Origin of the sequence: Rhizobium sp. S163 (assembly GCF_030380805.1) — a bacterium.
Classification (GTDB): domain Bacteria; phylum Pseudomonadota; class Alphaproteobacteria; order Rhizobiales; family Rhizobiaceae; genus Rhizobium.
The window spans coordinates 192383-216008 of sequence record NZ_JAUDSA010000012.1; the positions used below are offsets into that span (position 1 = coordinate 192383).

23 protein-coding genes are annotated in these 23626 nt (G+C 60.9%); 6 read left to right on the top strand and 17 right to left on the bottom strand.

Annotated features, from left to right (window positions below):
• Positions 1-18: 18 nt before the first annotated feature.
• From QTL96_RS10790 to QTL96_RS10855, 14 genes are all read right to left on the bottom strand, one after another.
• Positions 19-1329: an extracellular solute-binding protein gene (locus QTL96_RS10790; RefSeq protein WP_112820151.1), complete on the bottom strand. Its 1311-nt coding sequence runs from the start codon at positions 1327-1329 to the stop codon at positions 19-21.
• Between the two features lie 25 nt (positions 1330-1354).
• Positions 1355-2383 (bottom strand): LacI family DNA-binding transcriptional regulator, encoded by a 1029-nt coding sequence (locus tag QTL96_RS10795; protein WP_289727728.1) that lies wholly within the window; start codon positions 2381-2383, stop codon positions 1355-1357.
• A gap of 521 nt (positions 2384-2904) precedes the next feature.
• Positions 2905-3051: a DUF1127 domain-containing protein gene (locus QTL96_RS10800; protein WP_113198688.1), complete on the bottom strand. Its 147-nt coding sequence runs from the start codon at positions 3049-3051 to the stop codon at positions 2905-2907.
• A gap of 127 nt (positions 3052-3178) precedes the next feature.
• A complete protein-coding gene (locus QTL96_RS10805; RefSeq protein WP_112943295.1) occupies positions 3179-4147 on the bottom strand; it encodes a 3'-5' exonuclease in 969 nt (322 codons plus the stop codon).
• Between the two features lie 193 nt (positions 4148-4340).
• Positions 4341-6020: an iron ABC transporter permease gene (locus QTL96_RS10810; protein WP_112943296.1), complete on the bottom strand. Its 1680-nt coding sequence runs from the start codon at positions 6018-6020 to the stop codon at positions 4341-4343.
• Between the two features lie 11 nt (positions 6021-6031).
• The gene (locus tag QTL96_RS10815) at positions 6032-6994 is read right to left on the bottom strand and encodes an ABC transporter substrate-binding protein (RefSeq protein WP_289727729.1); all 963 of its coding nucleotides are present in this window, start codon (positions 6992-6994) and stop codon (positions 6032-6034) included.
• A gap of 28 nt (positions 6995-7022) precedes the next feature.
• Positions 7023-8096, bottom strand: coding sequence for an ABC transporter ATP-binding protein (locus tag QTL96_RS10820; RefSeq protein WP_289727730.1), 1074 nt, complete (start codon positions 8094-8096; stop codon positions 7023-7025).
• Between the two features lie 193 nt (positions 8097-8289).
• Positions 8290-9351, bottom strand: a complete 1062-nt coding sequence (pqqE, locus tag QTL96_RS10825; protein WP_289727731.1) for a pyrroloquinoline quinone biosynthesis protein PqqE — start codon at positions 9349-9351, stop codon at positions 8290-8292.
• Positions 9352-9416: 65 nt separating this feature from the next.
• Positions 9417-9710 (bottom strand): pyrroloquinoline quinone biosynthesis peptide chaperone PqqD, encoded by a 294-nt coding sequence (gene pqqD, locus QTL96_RS10830; protein ID WP_289727732.1) that lies wholly within the window; start codon positions 9708-9710, stop codon positions 9417-9419.
• Positions 9710-10471, bottom strand: coding sequence for a pyrroloquinoline-quinone synthase PqqC (gene pqqC, locus QTL96_RS10835; RefSeq protein ID WP_018896844.1), 762 nt, complete (start codon positions 10469-10471; stop codon positions 9710-9712). Before pqqC ends, pqqD begins: the two co-directional genes overlap by 1 nt.
• Entirely contained in the window at positions 10464-11378 is a 915-nt protein-coding gene (gene pqqB, locus QTL96_RS10840) for a pyrroloquinoline quinone biosynthesis protein PqqB (protein ID WP_289727733.1), read from the bottom strand. Before pqqB ends, pqqC begins: the two co-directional genes overlap by 8 nt.
• A gap of 44 nt (positions 11379-11422) precedes the next feature.
• Entirely contained in the window at positions 11423-11518 is a 96-nt protein-coding gene (gene pqqA / locus QTL96_RS10845; RefSeq protein ID WP_018896842.1) for a pyrroloquinoline quinone precursor peptide PqqA, read from the bottom strand.
• Positions 11519-11663: 145 nt separating this feature from the next.
• Positions 11664-12494 (bottom strand): aldo/keto reductase, encoded by an 831-nt coding sequence (locus QTL96_RS10850; RefSeq protein WP_113009087.1) that lies wholly within the window; start codon positions 12492-12494, stop codon positions 11664-11666.
• 22 nt (positions 12495-12516) lie between these two features.
• A complete protein-coding gene (locus QTL96_RS10855) occupies positions 12517-13710 on the bottom strand; it encodes an MFS transporter (RefSeq protein ID WP_113009086.1) in 1194 nt (397 codons plus the stop codon).
• A gap of 130 nt (positions 13711-13840) precedes the next feature.
• Between QTL96_RS10855 and QTL96_RS10860 the strand changes: the two genes are divergently transcribed.
• Positions 13841-14734, top strand: coding sequence for a LysR family transcriptional regulator (locus tag QTL96_RS10860; protein ID WP_112819939.1), 894 nt, complete (start codon positions 13841-13843; stop codon positions 14732-14734).
• Positions 14735-14809: 75 nt separating this feature from the next.
• Here QTL96_RS10860 and QTL96_RS10865 read toward each other — a convergent pair whose 3' ends face one another.
• Positions 14810-15799: an aldo/keto reductase gene (locus QTL96_RS10865; RefSeq protein ID WP_112943300.1), complete on the bottom strand. Its 990-nt coding sequence runs from the start codon at positions 15797-15799 to the stop codon at positions 14810-14812.
• Positions 15800-16155: 356 nt separating this feature from the next.
• Between QTL96_RS10865 and QTL96_RS10870 the strand changes: the two genes are divergently transcribed.
• Positions 16156-16443, top strand: a complete 288-nt coding sequence (locus QTL96_RS10870) for a hypothetical protein (protein WP_112819943.1) — start codon at positions 16156-16158, stop codon at positions 16441-16443.
• Positions 16444-16477: 34 nt separating this feature from the next.
• Here the strand turns inward: QTL96_RS10870 and QTL96_RS10875 are convergent, their stop codons facing one another.
• Positions 16478-17383 carry a LysR family transcriptional regulator gene (locus QTL96_RS10875; RefSeq protein ID WP_112943301.1) on the bottom strand — a complete coding sequence of 302 codons (906 nt, stop codon included), beginning with the start codon at positions 17381-17383 and terminating at the stop codon, positions 16478-16480.
• A 366-nt stretch (positions 17384-17749) separates the two neighbouring features.
• Between QTL96_RS10875 and QTL96_RS10880 the strand changes: the two genes are divergently transcribed.
• The 3 genes from QTL96_RS10880 to QTL96_RS10890 are packed head-to-tail and all read left to right on the top strand — an operon-like array spanning position 17750 to position 21346.
• Entirely contained in the window at positions 17750-19120 is a 1371-nt protein-coding gene (locus QTL96_RS10880) for a cytochrome c (protein WP_289727734.1), read from the top strand.
• Positions 19121-19170: 50 nt separating this feature from the next.
• Positions 19171-19698 carry a sugar dehydrogenase complex small subunit gene (locus QTL96_RS10885; RefSeq protein ID WP_112819947.1) on the top strand — a complete coding sequence of 176 codons (528 nt, stop codon included), beginning with the start codon at positions 19171-19173 and terminating at the stop codon, positions 19696-19698.
• Positions 19699-19711: 13 nt separating this feature from the next.
• On the top strand, positions 19712-21346 hold the full coding sequence (locus QTL96_RS10890) for a GMC family oxidoreductase (RefSeq protein ID WP_289727735.1): 1635 nt from the start codon (positions 19712-19714) through the stop codon (positions 21344-21346).
• Positions 21347-21463: 117 nt separating this feature from the next.
• On the opposite strand, the gene QTL96_RS10895 is transcribed toward QTL96_RS10890, so the two are convergent.
• Positions 21464-22174, bottom strand: coding sequence for a transcriptional regulator NanR (locus tag QTL96_RS10895; RefSeq protein ID WP_018896831.1), 711 nt, complete (start codon positions 22172-22174; stop codon positions 21464-21466).
• Between the two features lie 190 nt (positions 22175-22364).
• On the opposite strand from QTL96_RS10895, the gene oiaX reads away from it, so the two are divergent.
• Positions 22365-23624 carry a 3-oxo-isoapionate-4-phosphate decarboxylase OiaX gene (gene oiaX, locus QTL96_RS10900; RefSeq protein ID WP_289727736.1) on the top strand — a complete coding sequence of 420 codons (1260 nt, stop codon included), beginning with the start codon at positions 22365-22367 and terminating at the stop codon, positions 23622-23624.
• Positions 23625-23626 lie beyond the last annotated feature (2 nt).

Below are 23626 nucleotides of genomic sequence, written 5' to 3' on the forward strand. Positions count from 1 at the left end.
CGCCTCGCAAAGTCCTGATCAGCGAGCCGGGACGGCAGGCGCCTTTCCGGCCTTGGATTCCTTCTGGAAGGACTCGTCGAGCTTGGTCAGATAGTCCGTCGGCGAGATCTTCTTCAGCCAGACTTCCTCGATGCCATTGATGATGTAGCTGTCGGTCGCTGGCGGCAGGAAGGTCCAGGTGGTGTAGCCGTATTTCCCGTCGGCAACCGAGGCGGAGAGGTTCTTCATCGTCTCGGTAAACAGCGGCGTGACTTCACTCGCCATCTTGACGCTCGATATATCCTTGAGCGGGATATTCCATTCGCCCTGCCAGGCGGAGTTCATCGTGCCGTAGACTTCCGGCGAGAAGACGTAGTTGATCACCGTGGCGGCACCTTCGGGGTTCTTCGCCTTGGTCGCGATCGAGAAGGTCGAGCCGATCCCGAGCGGGAAGATCGGATCGCCGGACACGCTCGGGAAGCCGACGAAGCCCGCCTCGGAGCCAGCCTTCTTGCCGTAGGTCGCAACGTTCTGGAACTGCCATGTGCCGGTCGGCATCATGCCGGCTTTTCCGGAGGCCATCGCGTCAGCCGCCTGCTCGCTGCTGGTCAGCGAGAAGTAGTTCTTGCCGAAATAGCCCTTCTGCCACCAGGAGTTCAGGCGATCGATCGACTTGACGAAAGGCTCGGCCGTCCAGGGCATTTCGCCACGCAGCGCCTTGTTGAGATTGTCGGGGCCGGCGACGGAATTGAGCGCCAGCGTCACGAACCATTCATTGGCGCCACGCCAATCGGCATTGCCGGCGGCGAAAGGCGTGATGCCTTCCTTCAACATGGCATCGGCGAGCGTTTCCATCTCGTCGAGCGTTTTGGGCGCCTGCCAACCATGCTTTTCAAACAAGGTCTTGTTGTAGAAAAGACCGACGGTCTCGTAAGTCTTCGGCAGCGCGTAAAGCTTGCCGTTATACTCACCCATTTTCAGGAAAACCGGCAGGATGCGATCCTGCCACTTGTACTTGGCGGCATAATCGTCGAGCGGCATGAGCTGGCCCGACTGGGCCATCGGCGCGACGTAGCTCGGGCCCGCCGTGTAGACGACATCGGGACCATTGCCGGACAGCATGGCAACGCGCAGCTGCTTGTCGAGTTCGGTGCCGCGGTAATCGATCTTCAGGCTCTGCTCTGGATTGGCCTTGTCGAAAGGCTCGACGATGTTCTCCTTGATCAGCTTCTGCTGATCGGGGGTTGCCTGCTCGTACCACCAAGTCACCCGATCCTGGGCGGCGGCGATCTGAGCGGCGCCGATGACGATGGCGGCAGCGGCAAGCAGTTTCGTCTTCATCTTGGTCATGTTCATTCCTCCCTTGTTCGATGGATTAATTCTTTACGTCCGGCGGTGGAGCGACCGATGCTCGGATGACGAGTTCAAACGGCATCTCCTCGGGCTGGGCCGGCTCGGTTTCGCGGGAAATCAGGCGCGAGAGAAGTTTTTCGGCAGCGCGCGCGCCGAGGCGATCCTGAAATTGCGCCACCGTTGTGAGACCCGGAGTGACGAGTGCCGATGCCATGATATCGTCGAAGCCAGCGACGGAAATATCCTTGGGGACCGACAATCCGTTTCGCAGCAGGCTCTTAATAACGCCAATCGCCATCAGGTCATTGGCGGCAATGACGGCGGTGACCCGCCGGCGGCTCGCGACGATGCGATCGGCCATCTCGCTGCCTGCTTCCACAGTAAAATGCGTCGCCTCAAGCACGATCGGCTCTGCGTGGCTCGATGCCATAGCGTCTAGATAGCCCTGTAGGCGAACGCTTTGCGGGCCACCGCGGGCGGCGACCATGGCGATGTCGCGATGACCAATACCTAGAAGATGCGTGGTAACAGCACGCGCGGCCGCCTGATTGTCGATAAACAGATCGTCTATCGGAAGCGAACCGCCCGATTTGCGTCGCACTTCGATGCGCACGACCGGCACGCCATTCTTTCCGAGGGGCGCGAGATCACGCGCTGACAGATTGAAGAACACCCCTACGACGCCGTCGTAGCGCCCCTGCAATGCGGCCGCGACCACTTGGCGTTCATTTGCGATTTCACCTTCCGTATCAATCGTGATGACCTCATAGCCGGCATTGCGAACCACCTTCTGAACCGCGACGACAAGCGAGGGATAAAACGGGTTCGTCAGATCTGGGACAACGCATGCGATGACATGAGACCGGCTTGTGCGCAGTGCCTGGGCAAAGCGGTTGGGCTGGTAGCCCAGCTGGGCGATTGCGGCCTCGATGCGGTCAGCGGTTTCAGGTGCGACCTTGTCCCTGCCTCCGTTCAAAACAAGCGATACGGTTGCCTGCGCTACGCCGGCCTGCTCCGCCACTTCCTTCTGCGTGATCCTACGGCCAGCCACCACAAATTCCATCGTTGATACGTATCGATTGAGTATTGATACGTATCAACGCAGGAGTCAAGCGTGTTACTGTCAGTTTGGTTGGCTCCTCCGGACGCGCCCGCCAGTTGTCCGCGGGTGCCAGGCGACCGGACGAACGCGCAGGAATTTCGTTAGCCCACGTAGCGCTGGATTTGCCCGATTGACCTGCGAGACCCATGCGATATCAGCTGTTCGACGGATAGGAAGGAGATTGGGCTGCCGATCCCGTTTAGACAGGGCGAACGTCCAAACTTGCGGTGCAAGGTCCCTCCTTTTGACGATCAACGAACAATACCGGCCGTCACCGATATGTGCTCTCCTTCGTTCAAGGCAACGACCCCTGCCAATCATGTCAACCGTCAACGACCTGCGGCTTTGGCAAGGTTATGAGGACGGCATCGCCTAGCGCGCCGGCCCGCGCTGGAGGCTGGCGCCCGGCGCGAAACGAACAAACGCCTGCTAGGAGCGAGCGTTGTGACTTCGAATGCTCTACTGAGAGCCTAGAGGACTGCGGAAGCACGAGCAACAGCACGGATGCCGCTGCGGTCAACGCCCCGGTCGTCCAGTTCACGACTGCTCGTTCGGCCGGGTTCGACGGTTAGGTAAAATCTGCGGCAGTTGCTCAAGCTGCATGCTGTATTCTGGATGATCCACGTTCTTGAGGTACGGTTGACGTCTGCAACCGTGATCGACTCAGGTGACATTTGATGTCGCTAAAACGGCGTTGTTTATTGCGCGAGAAAGCGACAGTGGATCACACCGCCATGCACGGAGTTACGCTCTGAAACGATCGAAGGCCGTCAGGCGACGGGTTGGCGGATCGGCGTCCGGCCAGCGGTAGATATCCAACCGGAGAAAGGAGAGCTCATCCTCGAAGGCGTTCTCATCGACCTCGACCCACCACGACTTGGGACGGCCGTCGCTTCCGTCCGACCAGCGGTAACCGCGAGCTTTCAAATGATCCTTCATGTCGAAAGGACTATTTTCGGCATAGATGCGCACGCGCGCATGCTGGCTGGCCGCATAGAGCTCCGAAAACGCGGTGCCGGGGCTCGCACTCTGGCCAAGCACCTCGAACAACGCGAAGCAGTCGTCGACCGCGCGGTGGCCATCGTGGAAATAACCCGCCTGTCCGACAAGGTAGCCAAGCTTCGTCCCTTCGAAGCCGCGGGCCGACCAGTCGATTTCGGCATTGGAGCAGGCCCAGGCCTTGCCGGCGAAAATCTGCGAGAAGGCTTCACAGAATGGCCGGTCGAAGCCGGCATTATGGGCGATGATCAGGTCGGCCGGCTCAATCAGGGCCTTCAACGCCGCAAGATCGATCTCCTGGCCTGCGACCATCGTGTCGGTGATACCCGTCAGCTTGGTGATCTCGGCCGGTATCGTCACCGTTGGCTGTTGCATGCCGCCGTAAACGCCCGTGACGTCGCCGATATTGCCATCGTGGTCGAAGCTGAACGCGATGACGCCAATCTCGATGATCTCATCCTTGCGGTGACTGAGACCTGTGGTTTCAGTGTCGAGGATAACGCCACGGAGCGGAAAGCCGGCGCGCGGCATCGCGGCCACGGTGCGCGGCTCAAGCTTCTTCAAAATCCGGTAACGACCCGTCTCGACCAGGCGATCGACCATCGTCTGCTCGCTGATTTCGCCAGCAGCATGGCTCTTCAGCGGTCCCTTGCGCGGGGTCTGTCCGGAGGACTGGCTTGCGCCGCCCGAGAACATGTCGAACTGTTCTGCCATTGTCCCTGATCTTTGCCATCGCCCCCGTTCCGCCGCCAAAACGAACGAATCGAGTTGATATACCCGTAAGAGCAATGGGGAAATTGCACCGATCGGCAAGAATAAACAGCAACCGAAGCCGATTGATGCCGACGTAGCTCACGAAGGCTGTGGAAAAAATCTCGCGCACCAAAGGACCAGGCACAATGCCCATTTACTCCGCCACAAGCCCGCTGCGCCTTAGAAGCGACAGCAGAACCAGCGGGATCAGCGTGGTCAGCACGACGGTGACGAAGGCCATTGCCATGCCGAGACCGATCGACCCCTGCTCGAACTGCCGCCAGATAAATACCGAAATCGTCTGCATACCGACAGGCGCGACCAGGATCGACGCGACGAGCTCGCGGGTGGCGACAGCGAACACAAGCAGCATAGCCGTGACCAGGCTCGGCGCGATCAGCGGCAGCAAGATGCGGCGAAACGCCGTGAAGGCGCCAGCGCCGCAGACGCGCGCGGCGGCTTCGAGATTGTCGCCGATCTGATGCAGCGCCGCGGTGGTGTAACGCATCGGCTGCGGGAGCAGTATGCAGCAGTAGGCAAGAAGCAGTATAAGCGGTGTATTGTAGGGCGTGATCGGTAACACCGGCTGGTTCCACGCCAAAATAAGGCCCACGGCGACGACCACGCCGGGTAAGGCGTTCGGCAAGGCTGTTAGAAAATCCAGCATCATTCGGCCGCGGAACCGGGTTTTTGCCACCGCATAGGCCGAGACGGCGCCGAGGATACCGGTGAGCAGCGCCGTGCCCAATCCGAGCGCGAAGCTGTTGCCAAGCGCCCGCAAGGCACCGGCGCTGTTATCGGCGATCGCGGCAAAATTGGAGAGGCCGAGATTGCTGACGGCCAGACCGCCGGAGATAGTATTCGATAGCGCGGTCGCCAGGATGGCCAGAAGCGGGATCACGGTGGCAAGCAGCGTTACGAGACCGAAAAGGATGAGAACCGGAATGGTCAGAATTCCGAGCGGGCGCTTATCCTTGGCTTGCGGCTTGCCGCCCGTGGTCACATAGGAGCGGCGGGCGAGGATCCACCGTTGCGCCATGAAGGCGGCAAGCGACAGTATCACCAGCATCAGCGAAAAGACGGCGGCGCCCGCAAGATCGATGGGCCAGTCTGAAATGCGCAGATCGATCTCAGTTACCAGAACGTCGAAGCCGGATCGCCGCCCAAGCGCTGCCGGCGTACCATATTCCTCGATCGCCGCCGCGAAGACGAGGAGCAGGCTGGCGGCCAGCCCCGGCGTCGAAAGCGGCAGCGTAATGCGCCAGAAGGCGCGCCAGGAAGAGGCGCCGAACACGCGGCCCACGTCGGCATAACGCGCTCCGACAGCTTCAATTGTGCGCGAGACCGCGAAGTAGACCAGCGGAAACGTGTTGAGCGCCATCACCGTCGTCATCCCCGCCAGGGAAAACAGAAAGGGGGCGAGGTGAAAGCCGGTCAGCTGCTGCAGATAGCCGCGCGGCTGCAATGTCATGATCCAGCCGAGCGTCGCGATATAGGGCGGGATCATGAAGGGAACGAGCAGCGCCACGTCCCAAAAGATCGCAAAGGGCACCTTGAACAAGGCGCGGAAAACCGCAAGCGGCACGGCCAGCAACGCGGCTGCCATCATGACGCAGATGCCGAGAATGACCGAATTGCCCCCCATTCGCAAAAGCTTGGGATCGGATAGCATCTCGGGAAGGTGCAGGAACGGGGCGGCGAGAGAACTCCGCCCCAGTTCAGGGAAAATCGCCTGGAGGACAATGAAGACGAACGGCACGGCCACGACGATAATCAAACCCGATGTCGCCACCCATACTATCGGCCCGGTGCCGGCTGCGCCGTTCGCTTTCATGCTCTTCAGTCTCAGTTGCCGGCGGCGAAGATCTTGCCAAATTCCTTCAGCGTCTCGTCGCGCTTGCCGTAAACTGCAGCGGCATCGATCTGGAGTACCTTGAGATCGGCAACCAGCGGACGGTTGGCCGGGATGTCGCTGCGGGCGGGCATCAGGTAGGTGGCGGCGACCAACTTCTGGCCTTCGTCGGACAGCATGTAGTCGATGAACTGCTTGGCTTCATCCTGATGCTTCGACCAGTTAAGGATCATTGCTGGGCGCGGCGCGACGACGGTGCCCGAAGCCGGGAAGATGGCGTCGATCGTTTCGCCCTTTGCCTTGCCGGCGAGCGAGATGTAATCGACCGCGCCGAATACGGCTGCCTTGGCACCCTGCAGAACCGGGTTCAGCGCTTCGGCATTGGCGCCGGCGACAACGGCGCCGTTGGCATTCAGCTTGGAGAAGAGGTCCCAGCCCTGGCTACCGGCAAGCGCAGCCACCAGTTCGAAGCTTGCACCCGACTGCGCGGGATCCGGCAGGTTGACGAGATCCTTGTATTCCGGCTTTGCGAGGTCGGCCCATTCGGTCGGCTTAGGCGTATTGCTTGCGGGGTTCCAGGCGATACCGAGCGCGGAAACGCCTTGGGCAACTGCCGTCTCGGACTTGAGGAAGTCAGGAACCTTGGCAGCGTTCGGGCTCGTGTAGGAAACCAGCCAGCCGCGCTTGGTAAAGTCGGTCGCCGTATCCCAAGATGCCGAAATCAGCACGTCGACAACCGGATTGGCTGCTTCGGCTTCAATGCGCGCCATGATCTTGCCCGTCGTCGCCTGGAACACCTCGACCTTGTGGCCGGTTTGCTTGGTGTAGCCTGCAGCAAGCTTCTCGATCAGGCTACCCGGACCGGCAGAGTAGACGGTGATGTCGGCGTGGGCGACGCCTGCCGCGAGTATGCCGGCGATGAGGGCGAAGCCCGCACCAAGAAATGATCTGCTCATATGTGCCTCCATAAGCGTTTGATATGCTTCAGTTATGCGTGAACCAGCGCATGTTCGCGCTATCGATGGCGAGGTTGACCACCTCACCTGTGACAGCGCGCTGGCGCGCCAGGAATGTGAGTTCGCTTGCAGCCGGCCCGGCGCCCAGCGTAACCGTGGTCAGATAGCCATCGCCACGAAACTGCGAGTGGACGACCTCGGCGGGCAATCCCTCCCCCGATGTCAGGCGAACGGCCTGAGACGGCAGCAAGACATGGGTCGCGCCAGCGGGGGCATTGTCATCCTTGAGGACGATACCGGTTTGGTTGAGACGAAGGCCGCTCTCCTCGCGAAAAACAGGAACAACGCAGCCTAAGCGCAGGAACTCAGCGACTTCAGGCGTCGCCGGCGCGCTCACCAGTGTCTCGGGCGACGCCATCTGCTCGATGACGCCACCGCGCATCACGGCAACCTGATCGGCCAGTGAGAACGCCTCGCTCTGATCATGGGTAACATAGATTGCGGTAAGGCCGAGATCCGACATCAGCGCGCCGATTTCGCGCACCATGGTCTCGCGAAGCTCGCGGTCGAGGTTCGACATGGGCTCGTCGAAAAGGACGAGTGCCGGCTCCGCGACGATGGCGCGGGCGATTGCAACGCGCTGCTGCTGCCCGCCCGACATGTCGCTGATGCGCCGGGCGCCGAAACCGCCGAGGCCGACCCGTTCAAGAGCTGCCGCGACACGCCGCTTACAATCCTTGCGACTGACACCGCGCATCTCCAGCGGGAAGGCGATATTGTCCGCGACACTCAAATGCGGCCAGAGCGCATAGTCCTGAAACACCATGCCGAGGCCGCGCCTTTCCGGCGGCACGAACAGGCCGCCAGCGGCATCGGCCACCACACTTCCGTTAATCTTTACGCTGCCCTTGTTCGGCGCCAAGAGGCCGGCCACCAGGCGCAGAAGCGTGGTCTTGCCGCAACCGGACGGGCCGAGCAGCGCGAGAACCTTGCCCTTCTCAAGCGAGAGATCGACGTTGTTAAGTACCGTGTTTGAGCCAAAATGGAGGCTGAGACCCGACACCGACACGGCGGCTGGTTGTGCAGAAAAATTGGTTATCATGACTATCAACAGAAAGAAATTTAGCCGCTTATAGTCAGACGGAATGACACTTTCGTGACACAATTGTTAACGTGGGATGTATGACATCACAGAGTTGTGGGACGGCAAACCGCCCGTATTCCAGCGGGCAGTCGCGATCCGCGCCGCCGGTTTTCCGACGGCGTGTGATTTCGCAAAGCTTGAGGTCAACCCTCTATCGACCGCGATAGACGAACTCGCCAGGGATAGCCGCCGCATCCTTGTCGGCCTGCAATGTCAGTGCGTCGCGCAGCGGCGAGCGAATGCAGACGGGGTCGGTTGCGCTGGCATCGCCGGCAAGCGCCATTGCCTGGCAGCGGCAGCCGCCGAAGTCGATCGCCTTGCGGTCGCAGCTTCGGCAAAGCTCCGGCATCCAATCTTCGCCGCGATAAGCGTTGAAGGCGGAGCCGTGATACCAGATATCGGACAGCGACTTCTCGCGAACATTATCGAAGGTCAGCGAGGGGATCGTCTCCGCTGCGTGGCAGGGGAGAACCCGGCCAGACGGCGTAACATTCAGGCCGATCCGTCCCCAGCCACCCATGCATGCCTTGGGATAGGACGAGTGGTGGTCGGCCGGCACATAGTCGATGACGAGAATGCCTTCCAGCCGCTTGCGGGCCTCGATGACGGTCTTGTTTGCCCGCTCGACTTGCTCTCGCGTCGGCATCAGTGCGGCGCGGTTTCTTTCGGCCCAGCCGTGAAACTGCACGGTGGCGATCTCGATACGCCGGGCGCCGAGCTTCACCGCGAGATCGAGCATGTCGTCCAACTGATCCATGTTCTGTTTGTGGCAGACGGCATTGACCGTGAGCGGTATGCCGCTTGCCTTGACCCAGGCGGCGACGGCCATCTTGCGATCGTAGCCGCCCTTATAGCCGCCGACGCGATCGGCGCTCGCGGGGTTCGTTCCCTGCAGCGAGAGTTGCACGTGGTCGAGACCAGCATCGGCGAGCTCGAGCAGGCGCTTCTCGGTCAGGCCGACACCCGATGTGATGAGATTGGTATAGAGACCGGCGGCTGCACCCGCTGCCGTCAGCTCGACCAGATCGCGCCGCGAGGCCGGCTCCCCGCCAGAGAGATGCAGATGCAGGACGCCCATTTCGGCAGCCTGCTGGAAGACCCGGATCCACTCTTCGGTCGACAGTTCTTCCTTGATGCCCGTGAGTTCCAGCGGATTGGAGCAATAGGGGCAGGCAAGCGGACAGCGATGCGTTAGCTCTGCGAGCAGTGCCATCGGCGGCGGCGCTACTGAAGATAGCGGAGCAACCGTTTGCTTGACGACCCTTGCCTCGACGCCCATCACAACACCTGCAGCATGCGACGATTGGCGAGCTCGCGGATGAATGCCAGGACATCGGTCGCGATCTGCTCGCGCGGCGCCTGGAATTCGGCGGCGAAGTCGTCGGCAATCGTGTCAAGATTGCGCTCGCCATCGAGCGCTTCGATGATTTTCACGGCGATCTCATCCACCGCCATCGCCAGTTCAGGTGCAAGCAGAACGGTCTGCCCGCGCACCGAATCGTGGCGCAAACGCACGCCACGGGCCAGCTTGACGACCATGCTGCCGGTTATCGCGACCGTGTCTTCGCTCATCACGCGATCTCCTCGAGCTCGCCGATCACGCCCTCGCGACCGTCCCAGCCACCCGGTGGGATCAGGCCCGGCGTAACATAGGCGAAATGTAGCGCATCGAGCTGCGCCCACAACACCTCGGTCTTGAACGTCAACGCCGCTGCCGCCGCGTCCTGCTTCTCCAGCGTGTTCGCATTGTCGAGCACATAGGCGAGGCCGAAAGCGACATCGACGGGCGCCTCGTTCAGCCGCTGACGGAAATAGGAGAGCGCCTGATCGTCAGCGAAGGCGTAATGCTGCAACAGCCCGGCGATACGATCGGCATGGATCTTCGGCGCGAAAAGCTCCGTCAACGATGAAGCGACGGCCTCAAGCAGCGGCTTTTCGCGCACGAAGTGAACATAGGCTTCGACGGCAAAGCGCGTGGCGGGCAGGATGCCGCGACCGGAAGCCACATAGTCAGGATCGAGGCCGACGGCTTCAGCGAGCTTTAGCCAGCGCCGGATGCCGCCACCTTCGGTGAGCCCACCATCGTGATCCTCGATGCGGGAGCGCCAGGCGCGGCGCATGTCGGCATCCGTGAGGCGCGACATGAAGGCGGCGTCCTTCATGGGGATATGGCTCTGGTAGCAATAGCGGTTGATCACCCAGGCGCGGACCTGCGTCATGGTGCACTGGCCGCCATGCAGCATTTTGTGGAACGGGTGCTTGTCGTGATAACGATCCGCGCCGATCGCCATCAGGCGCGCTTCGAATGCCTGCCGGTCAGGTGCTTCAGTCAAAGTCGATCTCCATACCGTCATGGCCAATCTGGAAGCCGCTCGCCTCGAGCATGTCGCGCTCGGGCCCGGCCCGCCAGATCGGATTGGTGTTGTTGATGTGGACGTATATTTTCTTGGCGATATCGACCTTCGACAGGGCCGCTAAGCTGCCATCGGGGCCGCTGATCGCCATATGGCCCATGCGCTGCCCGGTCTTCTGGCCGACGCCGAGCGTGATCATCTCATCGTCGGTGAACACGGTGCCATCGAAGAACAAGGCGTCGGCGCCGTCGATCCGCTCGATGAGGCCATCGCTGATGTGGGCGCAGCCTGGAATGTAATAGACGCGCTTGCCCTTTGCGATCAGCTCGACGCCGACAGTCTGCTCGCCTTCCAGCTTCAGCTCGGGTTCGCCGTTTTCCATGAACAGCGGCACCTTGCCGGGGACAGCGAACAACCGGGCCTCAATGTCCGGAAGTAGCGAAAACGGCTGCTTGAGCGTTATCGTGTGACGTTTCACAAAGGCGGGATCAAGGGCGCGGAAGACGGGGTTGTCGTCGATGATCCCGGCAATCGCCGTCGTCACGAAGATGTCCAGCGGCTGCTTCTCGCGCAGAATCAACAGGCCGGCCAGATGGTCGATATCGCCGTTTGTGATCAGCACGCTCTTGATCGGACTGTCGCGCAGCGCCTTGGGATGCAGCGCGCTATTGTCGATGATCTGCTGCCTGATATCGGGAGAAGCGTTTAAAACCGCCCAGCTGTGGCCATCGAGACTGACGGCGAGCGATGATTGCGATTGTGGCCTGACACCGGATGCCGGATCGCGCGCAAGGCGGCAATTCTGGCAACCGCAATTCCATTGCGGAAGGCCGCCGCCCGCGGCGGCCCCAAGAACCAGACCGCGAAAGCCAGATGAATCTGTCACGCGCGGACCTCAAACATTACAAGTCAAATTGGATTTAGCCGACCTTAGAAGAGGATCGGTTCGTTGCCGTCGGCAGGAGCGTAACGGTTGATTTCCATACCGCAGCTGACTTCGATGAACTTAGGGGCGTGCCAAGACATGTGTGTCTCCATTCATGCTGGTTTGTCTTACAAGGGTTCACCTAGGCCCACTCATGCTGCACTGCAATAGCGTTTTCAGCATGGCTGCCCGCCCAATGTCGCAAGGCCATCACAATCGCGAGATCGGGCGGGCAAAGCGGCCAGATTAGGCTGCCGGGTCCCATTCAGGCGCCAGACCGTCGGGGCTGACGATGCGGCCGTCGGCCTGAGCAAGCGCATGGATGCGCGCCATGTCCTCATCGCTCAGAGCGAAATCGAAGATCGCGGCGTTCTCTGCAGCGCGCGCTTCCGAGACGGTCTTCGACAGCGTAACGAAGCCCTGCTGCACGATCCAGCGAAGCACGATCTGCGCGATCGAGCGGCCATGCGCTGAGGCGATGTCGGCTAGAACATGGTCGCTCAAAACTTTGCCATCGGCCATCGCGTAATAGGCGGTAAGCGACAAGCCCACCTCGCGCGCGGCCTCGATGACCGGACGCTGATCGAGATACGGATGATACTCGACCTGGTTGTTGGCAAGCGGCCGTTCGCTGAGACGCGCGGCATCCCTCATCAGCGTCGTATTGAAATTGGAGACGCCGATGTGGCGCGCCTTGCCTGCCTTGGCGACGTCATTCAACGAGGCGATCTGCTCTTCCAGGCTGACGACGGTGTTCGGCCAATGCAGCAGCAGGAGGTCGACATAGTCGGTCTTCAGCTTCGACAGACTTTCATCGACGGAGGCCAGGAAGGCGCTGCGCTCGTAGTTCGCAACCCAGACCTTGGTGGTGAGAAAGATATCAGCGCGGGCGACACCCGACGAGACGATCCCTTGGCCTACGGCAGCTTCGTTGCCATAGATCTGCGCGGTGTCGACGTGGCGGTAGCCGGTCTTCAGCACATTGGAGACCATCCGTTCGGTATCGGCGGCTTCCATGCGGAACGTGCCGAATCCGAGCGCGGGGATGGAAGCGCCATTGGCGTTGACGAGTTTCATGAGGATTTTCCTTTCGATAGTATCAGGCCGCGGAAGCGACGGTATTGGTTGAAGCAAGCGCGCGGCGGTCGAGCGAGCCGCTCCAGAGCGTGAGAATGAGGGCGCCGACGACGAAGATGGCGCCGACCCACGGCGTGGCCCCAAGGCCGAGCGAAGAGGCAACCACGAGGCCGCCGACCCAGGCGCCCGCCGCGATGCCGAGATTGAAGGCGGCGATGTTCAAGGCCGAGGCGACATCGACCGCTGCCGGACGGACCACGCCGGCAAGCTTCACGACGTAAATCTGCAGGCCAGGCACATTTGCGAAAGACAGGAAACCAAGGGCGGCCAGCGTCGGGATCGTCAGCCAAGGCGACACGGCGGTGAAGCTGAAGATGGCGAGAACGATGGCCTGCGCGGTGAAGAGCCAGGCAAGAGCCTTGATCGGATCACGGTTGGCGAGGCGTCCGCCGGCGATATTGCCGATGGCGATCGCGATGCCGTAGAGCACCAGGATCAGACTGACGGCCGAGGCCTGGAAACCGGTGACCTGCTCGAGGATAGAGGCCAGGAAAGTGAAGGTGACGAAGGTACCGCCGTAGCCGAGAGCAGTCATGGCGAAGACGATCAGCAGACGGCCGCTGCCGAGAACCTTGACCTGCTCGCCGATCGTTGCCGCCGGCGCCTTCTTGAGGTTTGCCGGCAGAAGGATCCATAGACCCGCGAAGGCAATGACGCCGAGACCGGCGACAGCCGCAAATGTCGCGCGCCAGCCGAAGGTCTGACCGATGAGCGTGCCGAGGGGAACGCCTGTCACGATCGCGACCGTCAAACCCATGAACATCATGGCAATCGCCGAGGCGCGCTTATTCTCGGGAACGAGATCGGCGGCGATGGTCGAGCCGACGGAGAAGAAGACGCCGTGCGCGAAGGCAGAGAGAACGCGGGCGACAAGCAGAGGCGCGTAGCCTGGGCTGAGCGCTGCCATTGTATTGCCGAGAATGAACAGCGCCATAAGGCCGAGAAGCAGCAGCTTGCGATCGAGGCGACCGGTGAGCGCGGTCAGAACAGGCGCACCGAAGGTAACGCCGAGCGCGTAAACGCTGACGATCAGGCCAGCGAGCGGCAGATCGATGTTGAGATCATTGGCGACGGTGGGCAGGAGCCCAACGATGACGAATTCCGTCGTGCCGATCGCGTAGGCCGCGACGGTTAAGGCAAACAGGGCAAGGGGCATTGTTAATCCATCCAGTGACGATGCCGGACAAGCGGCGATTTGGGATGGCGGCAATATGGACCACTAACATTATCTCGATAAGCAGCTACATTGCCTCAATAGTTATGAATTGAATTCACAGGAGTGAGCAGTGGATAATACCGTCGGCGAGATGGAGGTCTTCGTGCATACAGCGAAACTGCAGAGCTTTTCGGCGGCCGGACGCCTGCTGCGCATGTCGCCTTCGGCGGTCAGCAAGCTTGTGAGCAGGCTGGAAGAACGCTTGAAGACCCGCCTTATCGTCAGAACCACGCGCAGCCTGCAACTGACGCAGGAAGGCGAGGTCTATCTCGAGCGCGCGCAGCGCATTCTCGAGGATATCAAGGAAGCCGAGCAGATCGTTTCGACAGGCGGCGAGGCAGCACCGCGCGGACGTCTGCGGGTGAGCGCCTCGGTCGCCTTCGGCGTTCGTCATGTGGTGCCGTTGATCCCGGAATTTCTGACCCGCTATCCGAACGTCCAGCTCGACCTTTCACTGACCGACGGGATCATCGACATCGTCGAGGAACGCGCCGATGTCGCGATCCGCTCAGGCAATCTTCGCGACACCTCGATGAAGGCCCGCAAGCTGATGGACAGCCGGCGCGTGGTCGTGGCGGCACCGAGCTATTTCGAGCGCATGGGCAATCCCGAAAAGCCCGCCGATCTCGACCGGCACAACTGCATGACGTTCAACTTCCGGCAAACCTGGGAAGAGTGGCCGTTTCGGGACCCCGCAACAGGGCAGACCTTCCTGAAAGCGGTCCACGGTAATGTCGAAGTGAATAACGGGCCGACCATTCGCAGTCTCTGCCTCGCGGGCGTTGGGCTGATCCGGGTGGGCGCATTTCACGTGCAGGAGCATATCGACGAAGGCCGTCTGGTGCCGGTGTTAGAAGCGTTCAATCCCGAGGATATCGAGCATATCCACGCCGTCTATCCCGGCCACCCGCATCTCGCGAGTCGGATCCGGGCCTTGATCGACTTTCTCGCCGAGCGGATCTAGCCGCGAGCGTCAGCCAACTTGGAAACGGCGCACCCGAGGCACGCCGTTTCCAAGTTCCAATTCCGGGCTCGTATCTTAAAGACCGGTCGTCTTCATCAACTGCTCCGGATAACGCTCGCCCTCGACCTGGATTGCGGCGGCAGCCGTCTCGATCTGCGCGAGATCGTCGGCGCTCAGTGCCACCTCGGCCGCGCCGAGGTTTTCCTCAAGGCGATGCAGCTTCGTCGTGCCGGGGATCGGCACGATCCAGGGTTTCCGGGCCAGCAGCCAGGCCAGTGCGATCTGCGCCGGCGTAGCCTTCTTGTCCTCGGCGATGCGCTTCATGAGATCGATCAGCGCCTGGTTCTTCTCCATCGCCTCCGGCGTGAAGCGCGGCAGCATCTTGCGGAAATCGCCTTCGCCGATCTTCGTGTCCTTGTTCATCGCGCCGGTGAGAAAGCCCTTGCCGAGCGGGCTGTAGGCAACCAGCGCGATGCCAAGCTCCTCGCAAGCTTCGAGAATGCCGTTGGTCTCCGGCCCGCGCGTCCACAGCGAATATTCGTTCTGCAGCGCGGCGACCGGCTGCACCGCATGGGCGCGGCGGACCGTCTGTGCGCCCGGCTCGGACATGCCGAAATGCTTCACCTTGCCTTCCGCGATCAGATCCTTGACCGTGCCGGCGACGTCCTCGATCGGCACGTTGGGGTCAACGCGGTGCTGGTAGAGCAGGTCGATGACATCGACCCCGAGGCGCTTCAGCGAACCTTCGGCCGCCTTGCGGATCTGCTGGGGGCGGCTGTTGACGCCGGCCATTTTGCCATCAACGATATTGAAGCCGAACTTCGTGGCGATCACCACCCGGTCACGCATCGGCCGGAGCGCCTCGCCGACGATCTCTTCATTCGTATAAGGTCCATAGACCTCGGCGGTGTCGAAAAACGTCACGCCGCGCTCGACGGCCTGGCGCACCAATGTCACGCTCTCCTGGGTGCTCAGCGCATGGCCATAGCTGAAGTTCAGGCCCATGCAGCCAAAGCCGAGGGCAGAGACTTCCAGTCCGCTTTTTCCAAGTATCCGCTTTTCCATATTACGCTCCTTCAGGACGGCGCTCGCCGTCTCACGTCGGTATTAAACAGGAGTGCCTCCGGCAAACGAGGAGCTTCATTCTCACTGTCCGGGCATTCCAGATATTCCTGCACCCTAAAAGTACCACCGAACCCGCGACCGCATTAGACCATGATCTCCGCATGGACTTATATCTGCGGCTCATGAGTACGCATGGAAGAACCGATGAGGAAGCAGGGACCGCAGCTGGGTTGCCCAGTCGGAGCCAACGCGTGCAAGGAGAAACGGTGGCACATTGATGAACCGACGATTGCGCCTACATCAAGCATTATTGGCTGCAGTAACCGCACGCCTTTCAGAAGGGAGGGTCGTCCATCATGAAGGGATCCAAGACGATTGTGCAGATGAGTGTCCGCGAACGGCGGGACATATTGGCCGCTGTTGCCGATGCGCTGGAGACAAGTGCCAAGGAGGCATTAATCGAAGGCAACGCAAGTTTTGCGGCGAGCTCAGGTGACCTTGCTTCGACAATTCGCGGCAGCGTGCATGGCCTTGCGAACACCGATCTCAAGGCAGCCGAGTTCCTGCTGCAGCAAGCCATGACACTGATCGAGCAATTCCGATTCCGCGACCCACATCGCCCAGAGACGCTGACGCTCCACTGAATCTGGCATAGCTTCGAAGATATGACGGCAACTTTCAACGGCCATCATCAAACGTTTGCACGTAGTGTTTCAGATGCGCCAGTAACATCCTCGCATAGCCTGGAAGCTGCATTTCGTTTCTGACGCAAACGTATAGTTCGCGATCCGCCCAAGGCTCCGAGATTGGCACGACCTTGAGATTCATGAAGTGTGCGTAGCGTCGTGCAGCACTCTCTGGAATGATCGACACACCAGCTCCCTGTTCGACAACCCGGCACGTCGCTTCAAATCCTGCAATCAACAGCCGGAAATGCGGTGTGCGTCCGAGCTCGTTCGCTTGACGCCCTAGAAACTGCATCAAGGCCGGATTGCCTTGCTGGCCAACTAGCTTGAAATCCAGGATGCGCGGAAACGCGACAGCATCGAACGGCACGTCGAGATCGCGCGGCGCGATCAGCACCAGCCGGTCGGGAACGAAACGAAACCGCTCGAGCCCGGTCATATCGGCCGAGGAGGCAACAATCGCGATATCGGCCTGGCCCTGCTTCAGTAGGTTCACCGCCTCGAGGCTCGGTTTGTCCTCGACGCTGACACTGATATCCGGGCTTGCTGCAAGAAAGGCGCCAAGCGCCTGCGGCAAATGCTCTGCAAGCATATTGGTGTTTGACAGCAACCTGACATGACCGCTGCGGCCATCGGCGAAAGCGTCGAGGTCGGCCTCGATCCGGCGGGCGTCGTCCAGTATCTGACGGGCATGACTTGCCAGCATTTCGCCCGCCAAGGTCGGCTTGATCCCCCGTCCAGTACGTTCGAAGAGCTCGAGATCGAACGCCTCCTCAAGACGCCTCAGGCGCGCACTTACGGCCGCCACGACGACATTGTTCTGACGAGCGGCGGCTGTCAGACTACCGCCGTCGACCGCAGCCAGGAATATGCGTAAGTCAATCAGGTCGAATTTCACGGTTCCGCTTTCATTTTCTGTGAAAACTGTTTGTATGACAAATTGATTTTCAAACGCAGCATAGCGCGGTTATGACGATTGCCAAGTCGCGAGCGTGACACGTCGACGCATAAAGCCATATCCTCATTTAGAGCGATTTAGCAAAGCAAGTTCAGTGATTTGCTTTTCTTACATTGGCTTGAATCGACGTTTTTCACATATGTCCTCGCGGCGACGTGGATCGGCTACGCTCGTGGGAGGTGATGCAAAGCCTGTTGTCGTTTATTCATGCTTGATGAAAGCACGTCGATAATGCATTTGCATACCGCCATCTCTCGGCCTCACTTTAAACGCCTGCGATCAATCGCACTCTGTCTCTCCGCGCTGGTGTCCATCACTGGCGCAGCCTCCGCGCAAGATCAGACGGCGACGCCAACCGACCTGATCACCAAGGGCCGCTACCTGGCGACCGCGGCCGATTGCGCCGCGTGCCATACCGCGCCCAACTCCGGGCAGCCCTTTGCCGGCGGCTATGCAATCGAATCGCCGCTCGGCAAGATTTTCTCGACCAACATCACGCCATCCAAGACCGACGGCATCGGCACATACAGCGAGGAAGACTTCGCTCACGCCGTTCGCAACGGTGTCGCCAAGGATGGCAGCCATCTCTATCCGGCGATGCCTTACACGGCCTACGCCAAGCTCTCCGACGAGGACATCTCCGCGCTCTACGCCTACTTTATGCAGGACGTGAAGCCGATTGATCACGCGCCGGAGAAGACGGCGCTGCCATTCCCGTTCAGCATCCGCGCCTCTATGTCGGTGTGGAACCTGCTCTTCCTCGACAAGGATCGCTTCCAGCCGGATGCATCCAAGTCCGCCGAGTGGAACCGTGGCGCCTATCTGGCCGAGGCTCTCGAGCACTGCAGCACCTGCCACACGCCACGCAATCTCCTTATGGCGGAAAGCGGAAGCCGGGCGCTTTCGGGCGCGTCCATCGGCTCTTGGTTCGCACCGAACATCACCTCCGACAAGGTTGATGGCATCGGCGGCTGGTCCGACGAGGAACTCGTGCAGTATCTGCGCACAGGCCATGTCGTCGGCAAGGCGCAGGCAGCCGGCCCGATGGCGGAAGCCATCGAGCACAGCATGCAGCACTTGACCGAGGCGGACCTCAAGTCGCTCGTCGTTTATCTGAAGGATACGAAGCCGATCACCACCGGCGAAGCCACGCCGCGCTATGATGTCGGCAAGCCCTCGACAGCCGAACTCGATCTACGTGGCCTGCCTGGCCAGGCCGTGACCGAGAAGGGCTTCCATATCTTCAGCGGCTCCTGCGCCGCCTGCCATCAGGTCGATGGCGAGGGCAACGACCACTATCCGTCGCTCTTTCACAATACCGCAACCGGCGGCAATAACCCGGACAACCTGATCGCAACGATCCTTTTCGGCCTGTCGCGCACGATCGACGGCATACCGACATTCATGCCGGCCTTCGGCGAGAACGCGTCTTACACCGATCGCCTCTCCGACAAGGACGTCGCCGATGTCAGCAACTATGTGCTGAGCCATTTCGGCAACGGCAAGGTGACCGTCACCGCAGCAGATGTCCTGCGTGTCCGCGAGGGTGGAGAAAAGCCGGTATTGGCAGCGGTTGCACCGTTCATCGTTCCGGCGTTTGCCGTGGCGTTGATCCTCGCTGCACTCGTCATCGCGCTACTCGTTGCTCGCCGCAGGCGGCAGCCGGCCCACGCCTGACCATTTCACCCTTTTTCCCAGTTCTGACTACCTCATCGAGGATATCAGCGATGCCAATCGACCCGAACAATGCGGGCTCTCTCATGAGCCGGCCCCTCCACCGCCGAGACCTCCTGCGCGCCACCGTGGCCGTCGGGGGACTGGCCGCCCTCTCCTCCTTTGCAGCACCAGTATCGGCGTTCGCGGCCGACGATGACGTCCAGGGCTTCACCAAGCTTTCCGAATTCCTGACCGGCTACGAACTCGACCCCGTGCTCGGCGCACGCTTCCTTGCAGCACTCTCCAAGCGCAGCAAGACGCTGAAAGCAGACATCGCCGCCCTGCAGCAGGCCGTGAGCCAGTCCGGCGCCAAGGACATGGATAGCTTTCTCGCGACAAAGCCCGCCGAGCGCGAGATGAAGACTTCAGCGAAGATCGTCTCCGCCTGGTATCTCGGCGTGGTCGGCGACCCAGAGGACGCGGAACTCATCACCTACGAGAAATCGCTCATGTACCGCCCGACCAAGGGCCTCCTTCCCATTCCGACCTACGGTCCCGGCCCGAACGCCTGGGGACCGAAGCCCGGCAGCAAGATCTGACAGGATATAGACAATGGCAAACGACGCATATGATGCGGACCTGATCGTCATCGGATCGGGTGTCATGGGCGGCATCGTCGCCGCACAGCTCGCCAAAGCCGGCAAGAAGGTGATCATTCTCGAAGCCGGTCCGCGTGTCGATCGCCGCGAGATCGTTGAGACCTTCCGCAACGCCCCGGTCAAGCTCTCGCTGGCGAACGCCAAGCTGCAGGGCGCCGGATCCCCCTTCCCCAGCATGCCCTGGGCGCCATCCACCTATGGCGACTATCTGCAGTATGAAGGCTCGGTCAAATACAACACCTCCTACCTGCGCGTTGTCGGCGGCACGACCTGGCACTTCGGTTCGGCGCTCTGGCGCATGATCCCGAACGACTTCAAGATCCAGTCGCTTTACGGTCGCGGCCGCGACTGGCCGATCGGCTATGACGATCTGGAAGACTACTACAACAAGGCCGAGCTGGAGCTCGGCGTCACAGGCATGGACGGCCAGGACGAAAGCGGCCAGGGCGGTGGTCCGATGCCGCCGCGTTCCATGCCCTTCCCGATGAAGCAGCTGAATTCCAGCTACATGTTCACGACGCTGGCTGAAAAGCTCTCGGTAGGCGGCTTCAACCCGGTACTCGAGCCGCATGGCCGCGCCTCGCGCCCCTACGGCAACCGCCCGGTCTGCGCCGGCAACAACAACTGCAATCCGGTCTGTCCGATCGGCGCCAAGTATGACGGCTCGATGCACATCGACGAAGCCGAACGCCATGGCGCCAAGCTGCTCGACAACTCGCCAGTCTACAAGGTGGAAGCGGGCGACGACGGCAAGATCACTGCGGTCTGGTACAAGAAGCCCGACAATTCCGAGCACCGGCTGACGGCGCGCTATTTCGTGCTTGCCGCCTACGGCATCGAGTCCGCCAAGCTGCTGCTCATCTCGACCTCGGACAAGTATCCGAACGGCATCGCCAATTCGTCGGATCAGGTCGGCCGCAACCTCATGGACCACACCGGCATCAGCATGAACATGCTGACCAAGGAGGACATGTGGCCGGGCGAAGGCCCGACCGAACTGCTGGTCTATCTCAACCAGCGTGACGGCGCCTTCCGCAAGGATTACCCGAGCTACAAGATCAAGGTGCGCAATACGGTACCGACAGCCCAGATGACCGAAGGCTTCATCAAAAAGGGCATCATGGGCTCCAAGCTCGACGAGCAGATCCGCAAGTACTCGGCCCGCTCGCTGAACTGGGCGATCGATTTCGAGCCGCTGCCGCTGGCCGAAAACCGCGTCACGCCGTCGAAGACCAAGTTCGATGCGCTCGGCATCCCGGTTCCGGTGCTTTATTACTCGGTCACCGACTACTGGAATGCCGGCCGCGATCGTGGCCTGGAAGATTTGAACAAGATTGCCCAGCTGCTCGACGCCGAGGTCCTGTCGACCGACGTGAAGTGGCAAAACCGCCAGCACGTCATGGGCACGACCCGCATGGGCGACGATCCGAAGGACTCAGTCGTCGACCGCGATTGCCGCACCCATGACCACTCGAACATGTTCATCGCCGGCACCAGCGTCATGCCGTCGGCCTCTTGCATGAACCCGACACTGACGGGTGCGGCGCTCAGCGTGCGTATTGCCGAGCAGCTGATCAAGGAGATCTGATTTCAGCACTCAAAAAGGTCTCGGCCGCAATGGTCGGGGCCTTTCGCATCTCAAAACGAAAACAGCGACCGCCTGGCAGGCAGGTCGCTGTTTTCGTATTCGCCGATGGAAGCGACGTCAGTCGCGGTTGGTATAGAGCGCGCTAGAGCGCTCAAGGTGTTTCAAGATCGCCGCTTCCGCACCATTCGCATCGTTGGCAGCGAGACAGTCGAGGATCTGCTCATGCTCCACCAGCGTGAACTTCTCCTTGCCGGTCCAGATCAGCATGTCTGTGTGATAGGCCTTCAGCCATGCCAGCATCGCTTCGCTAACGGCAACGAATATCGGGTTACCCGAGATTTGCGCGATCCGCGTATGGAACTGCATATCGGCGGCGATGAAGTCTTCCGCGTTGCCGAGCGAGCGACGCTGCTCCTCGATGATATCGCGAAGATCGGTGATATCGGCAGGCGTGGCCTTGACCGCCGCCTCGCGCGCCATCCCGCGCTCGAAAAAGATGCGTGAGCTCTTGAGGTGATCGAGCGAGTCGGCCGATTGCGCGAGCATGATCTTCGCCGTCAGGTCCACCTGGCGGAAAATCGATCTTGCGGTCAACTGCAGAACTTTGGCGCGCTCTCCGTGCGAGATGTTGACCAGGCCCATATTGGCCAGCGACTGCATCGCCTCGCGGATAGCAGGCCTTCCAACCCCGAAGCGCTCCATCAGCACCCGCTCCGAAGGCATTTCGTCACCGGGGCGAAGCTCGCCCGAGGTGATCATCCTCTCCAGCCGATCGAAAACCTCATCGGATAGTTTGCGACGCACGATCTGTTCGATTGGCTGGTTCATGGTGTCTCGCTGGCTCACAATATCCCTCCTTTATGCATGCTAGCGTCCCGGCACGAAAGGCCGTCGTCGGAAATCGGTATGTGCTCTTTCAAAAAATTTTCGTTGCAGAAATTGGAATACTCATTATACCAGTTCATGAGTTGACGCCATGGCAAACTTTCGGCCTAGGCAGGAGGAGCAACGAAACCTCATGATGATCACAGTTACCTACCGCATCGAAACGACCGGCAACGTCGAGGCCATGGCCGCCAAGATCGCCAGCGATCAGTCGACCGGCACGTTCGTCCCTGTTCCCGGCGAAACGGAAGAGCTGAAGGCACGCGTCGCGGCACGTGTTATCGCCATTCGCCACCTGCCCGATGCGGAATACCCGACCTGGCCGGAAGTTGCACCCGGCAGCGGCCCCATCCACCGCGCCGATGCCGATATCGCCTTCCCGATGGACGCGATCGGTACGGATCTCTCCGCCTTGATGACCATTGCCATCGGCGGCGTATTCTCGATCAAGGGCATGAGCGGCATCCGCATCGTCGACATGAAGCTGCCTGAGGCCTTCGCCACCACCCACCCCGGCCCGCAATTCGGCCTGCCCGGCAGCCGCCGGCTGACCGGCGTCGAAGGTCGGCCGATCATCGGCACGATCGTCAAACCGGCGCTCGGCCTGCGCCCGCATGAGACGGCGGAACTTGTCGGCGAACTCATCGAGTCCGGCGTCGATTTCATCAAGGACGACGAAAAGCTGATGAGCCCGGCCTATTCGCCGCTCAAGGAGCGCGTCGCGGCCATCATGCCAAAGATCCTCGATCACGAGCAGAAGACCGGCAAGAAGGTCATGTACGCCTTCGGCATCTCGCATGCCGATCCAGACGAGATGATGCGCAATCACGATCTCGTCCTTAAGGCCGGCGGCAACTGCGCCGTCGTCAACATCAATTCGATCGGCTTCGGCGGCATGAGCTTCCTGCGCAAACGTTCGGGCCTCGTGCTGCATGCCCATCGCAACGGTTGGGACATCCTGACCCGCGATCCGGGCGCCGGTCTCGACTTCAAGGTCTACCAGCAGTTCTGGCGCCTGCTCGGTGTTGACCAGTTCCAGATCAACGGCATCCGCATCAAGTATTGGGAGCCGGACGAGAGCTTCGTCGAATCCTTCAAGGCCGTCAGCACGCCGCTGTTCAGCAAGGCCGACTGCCCGCTGCCAGTCGCTGGCTCCGGTCAGTGGGGTGGCCAGGCGCCGGACACATATAACCGCACCGGCCGCACTACCGACCTGCTCTATCTATGCGGCGGCGGGATCGTCAGCCATCCTGGTGGCCCGGCGGCCGGCGTACGCGCCGTGCAGCAGGCCTGGCAGGCGGCGGTCGCCGACATCCCGCTCGACGAATACGCCAAGGATCACCCGGAACTCGCGGCCTCGATCGCGAAGTTCGGCGACGGCAAGGCAGCTTGAGA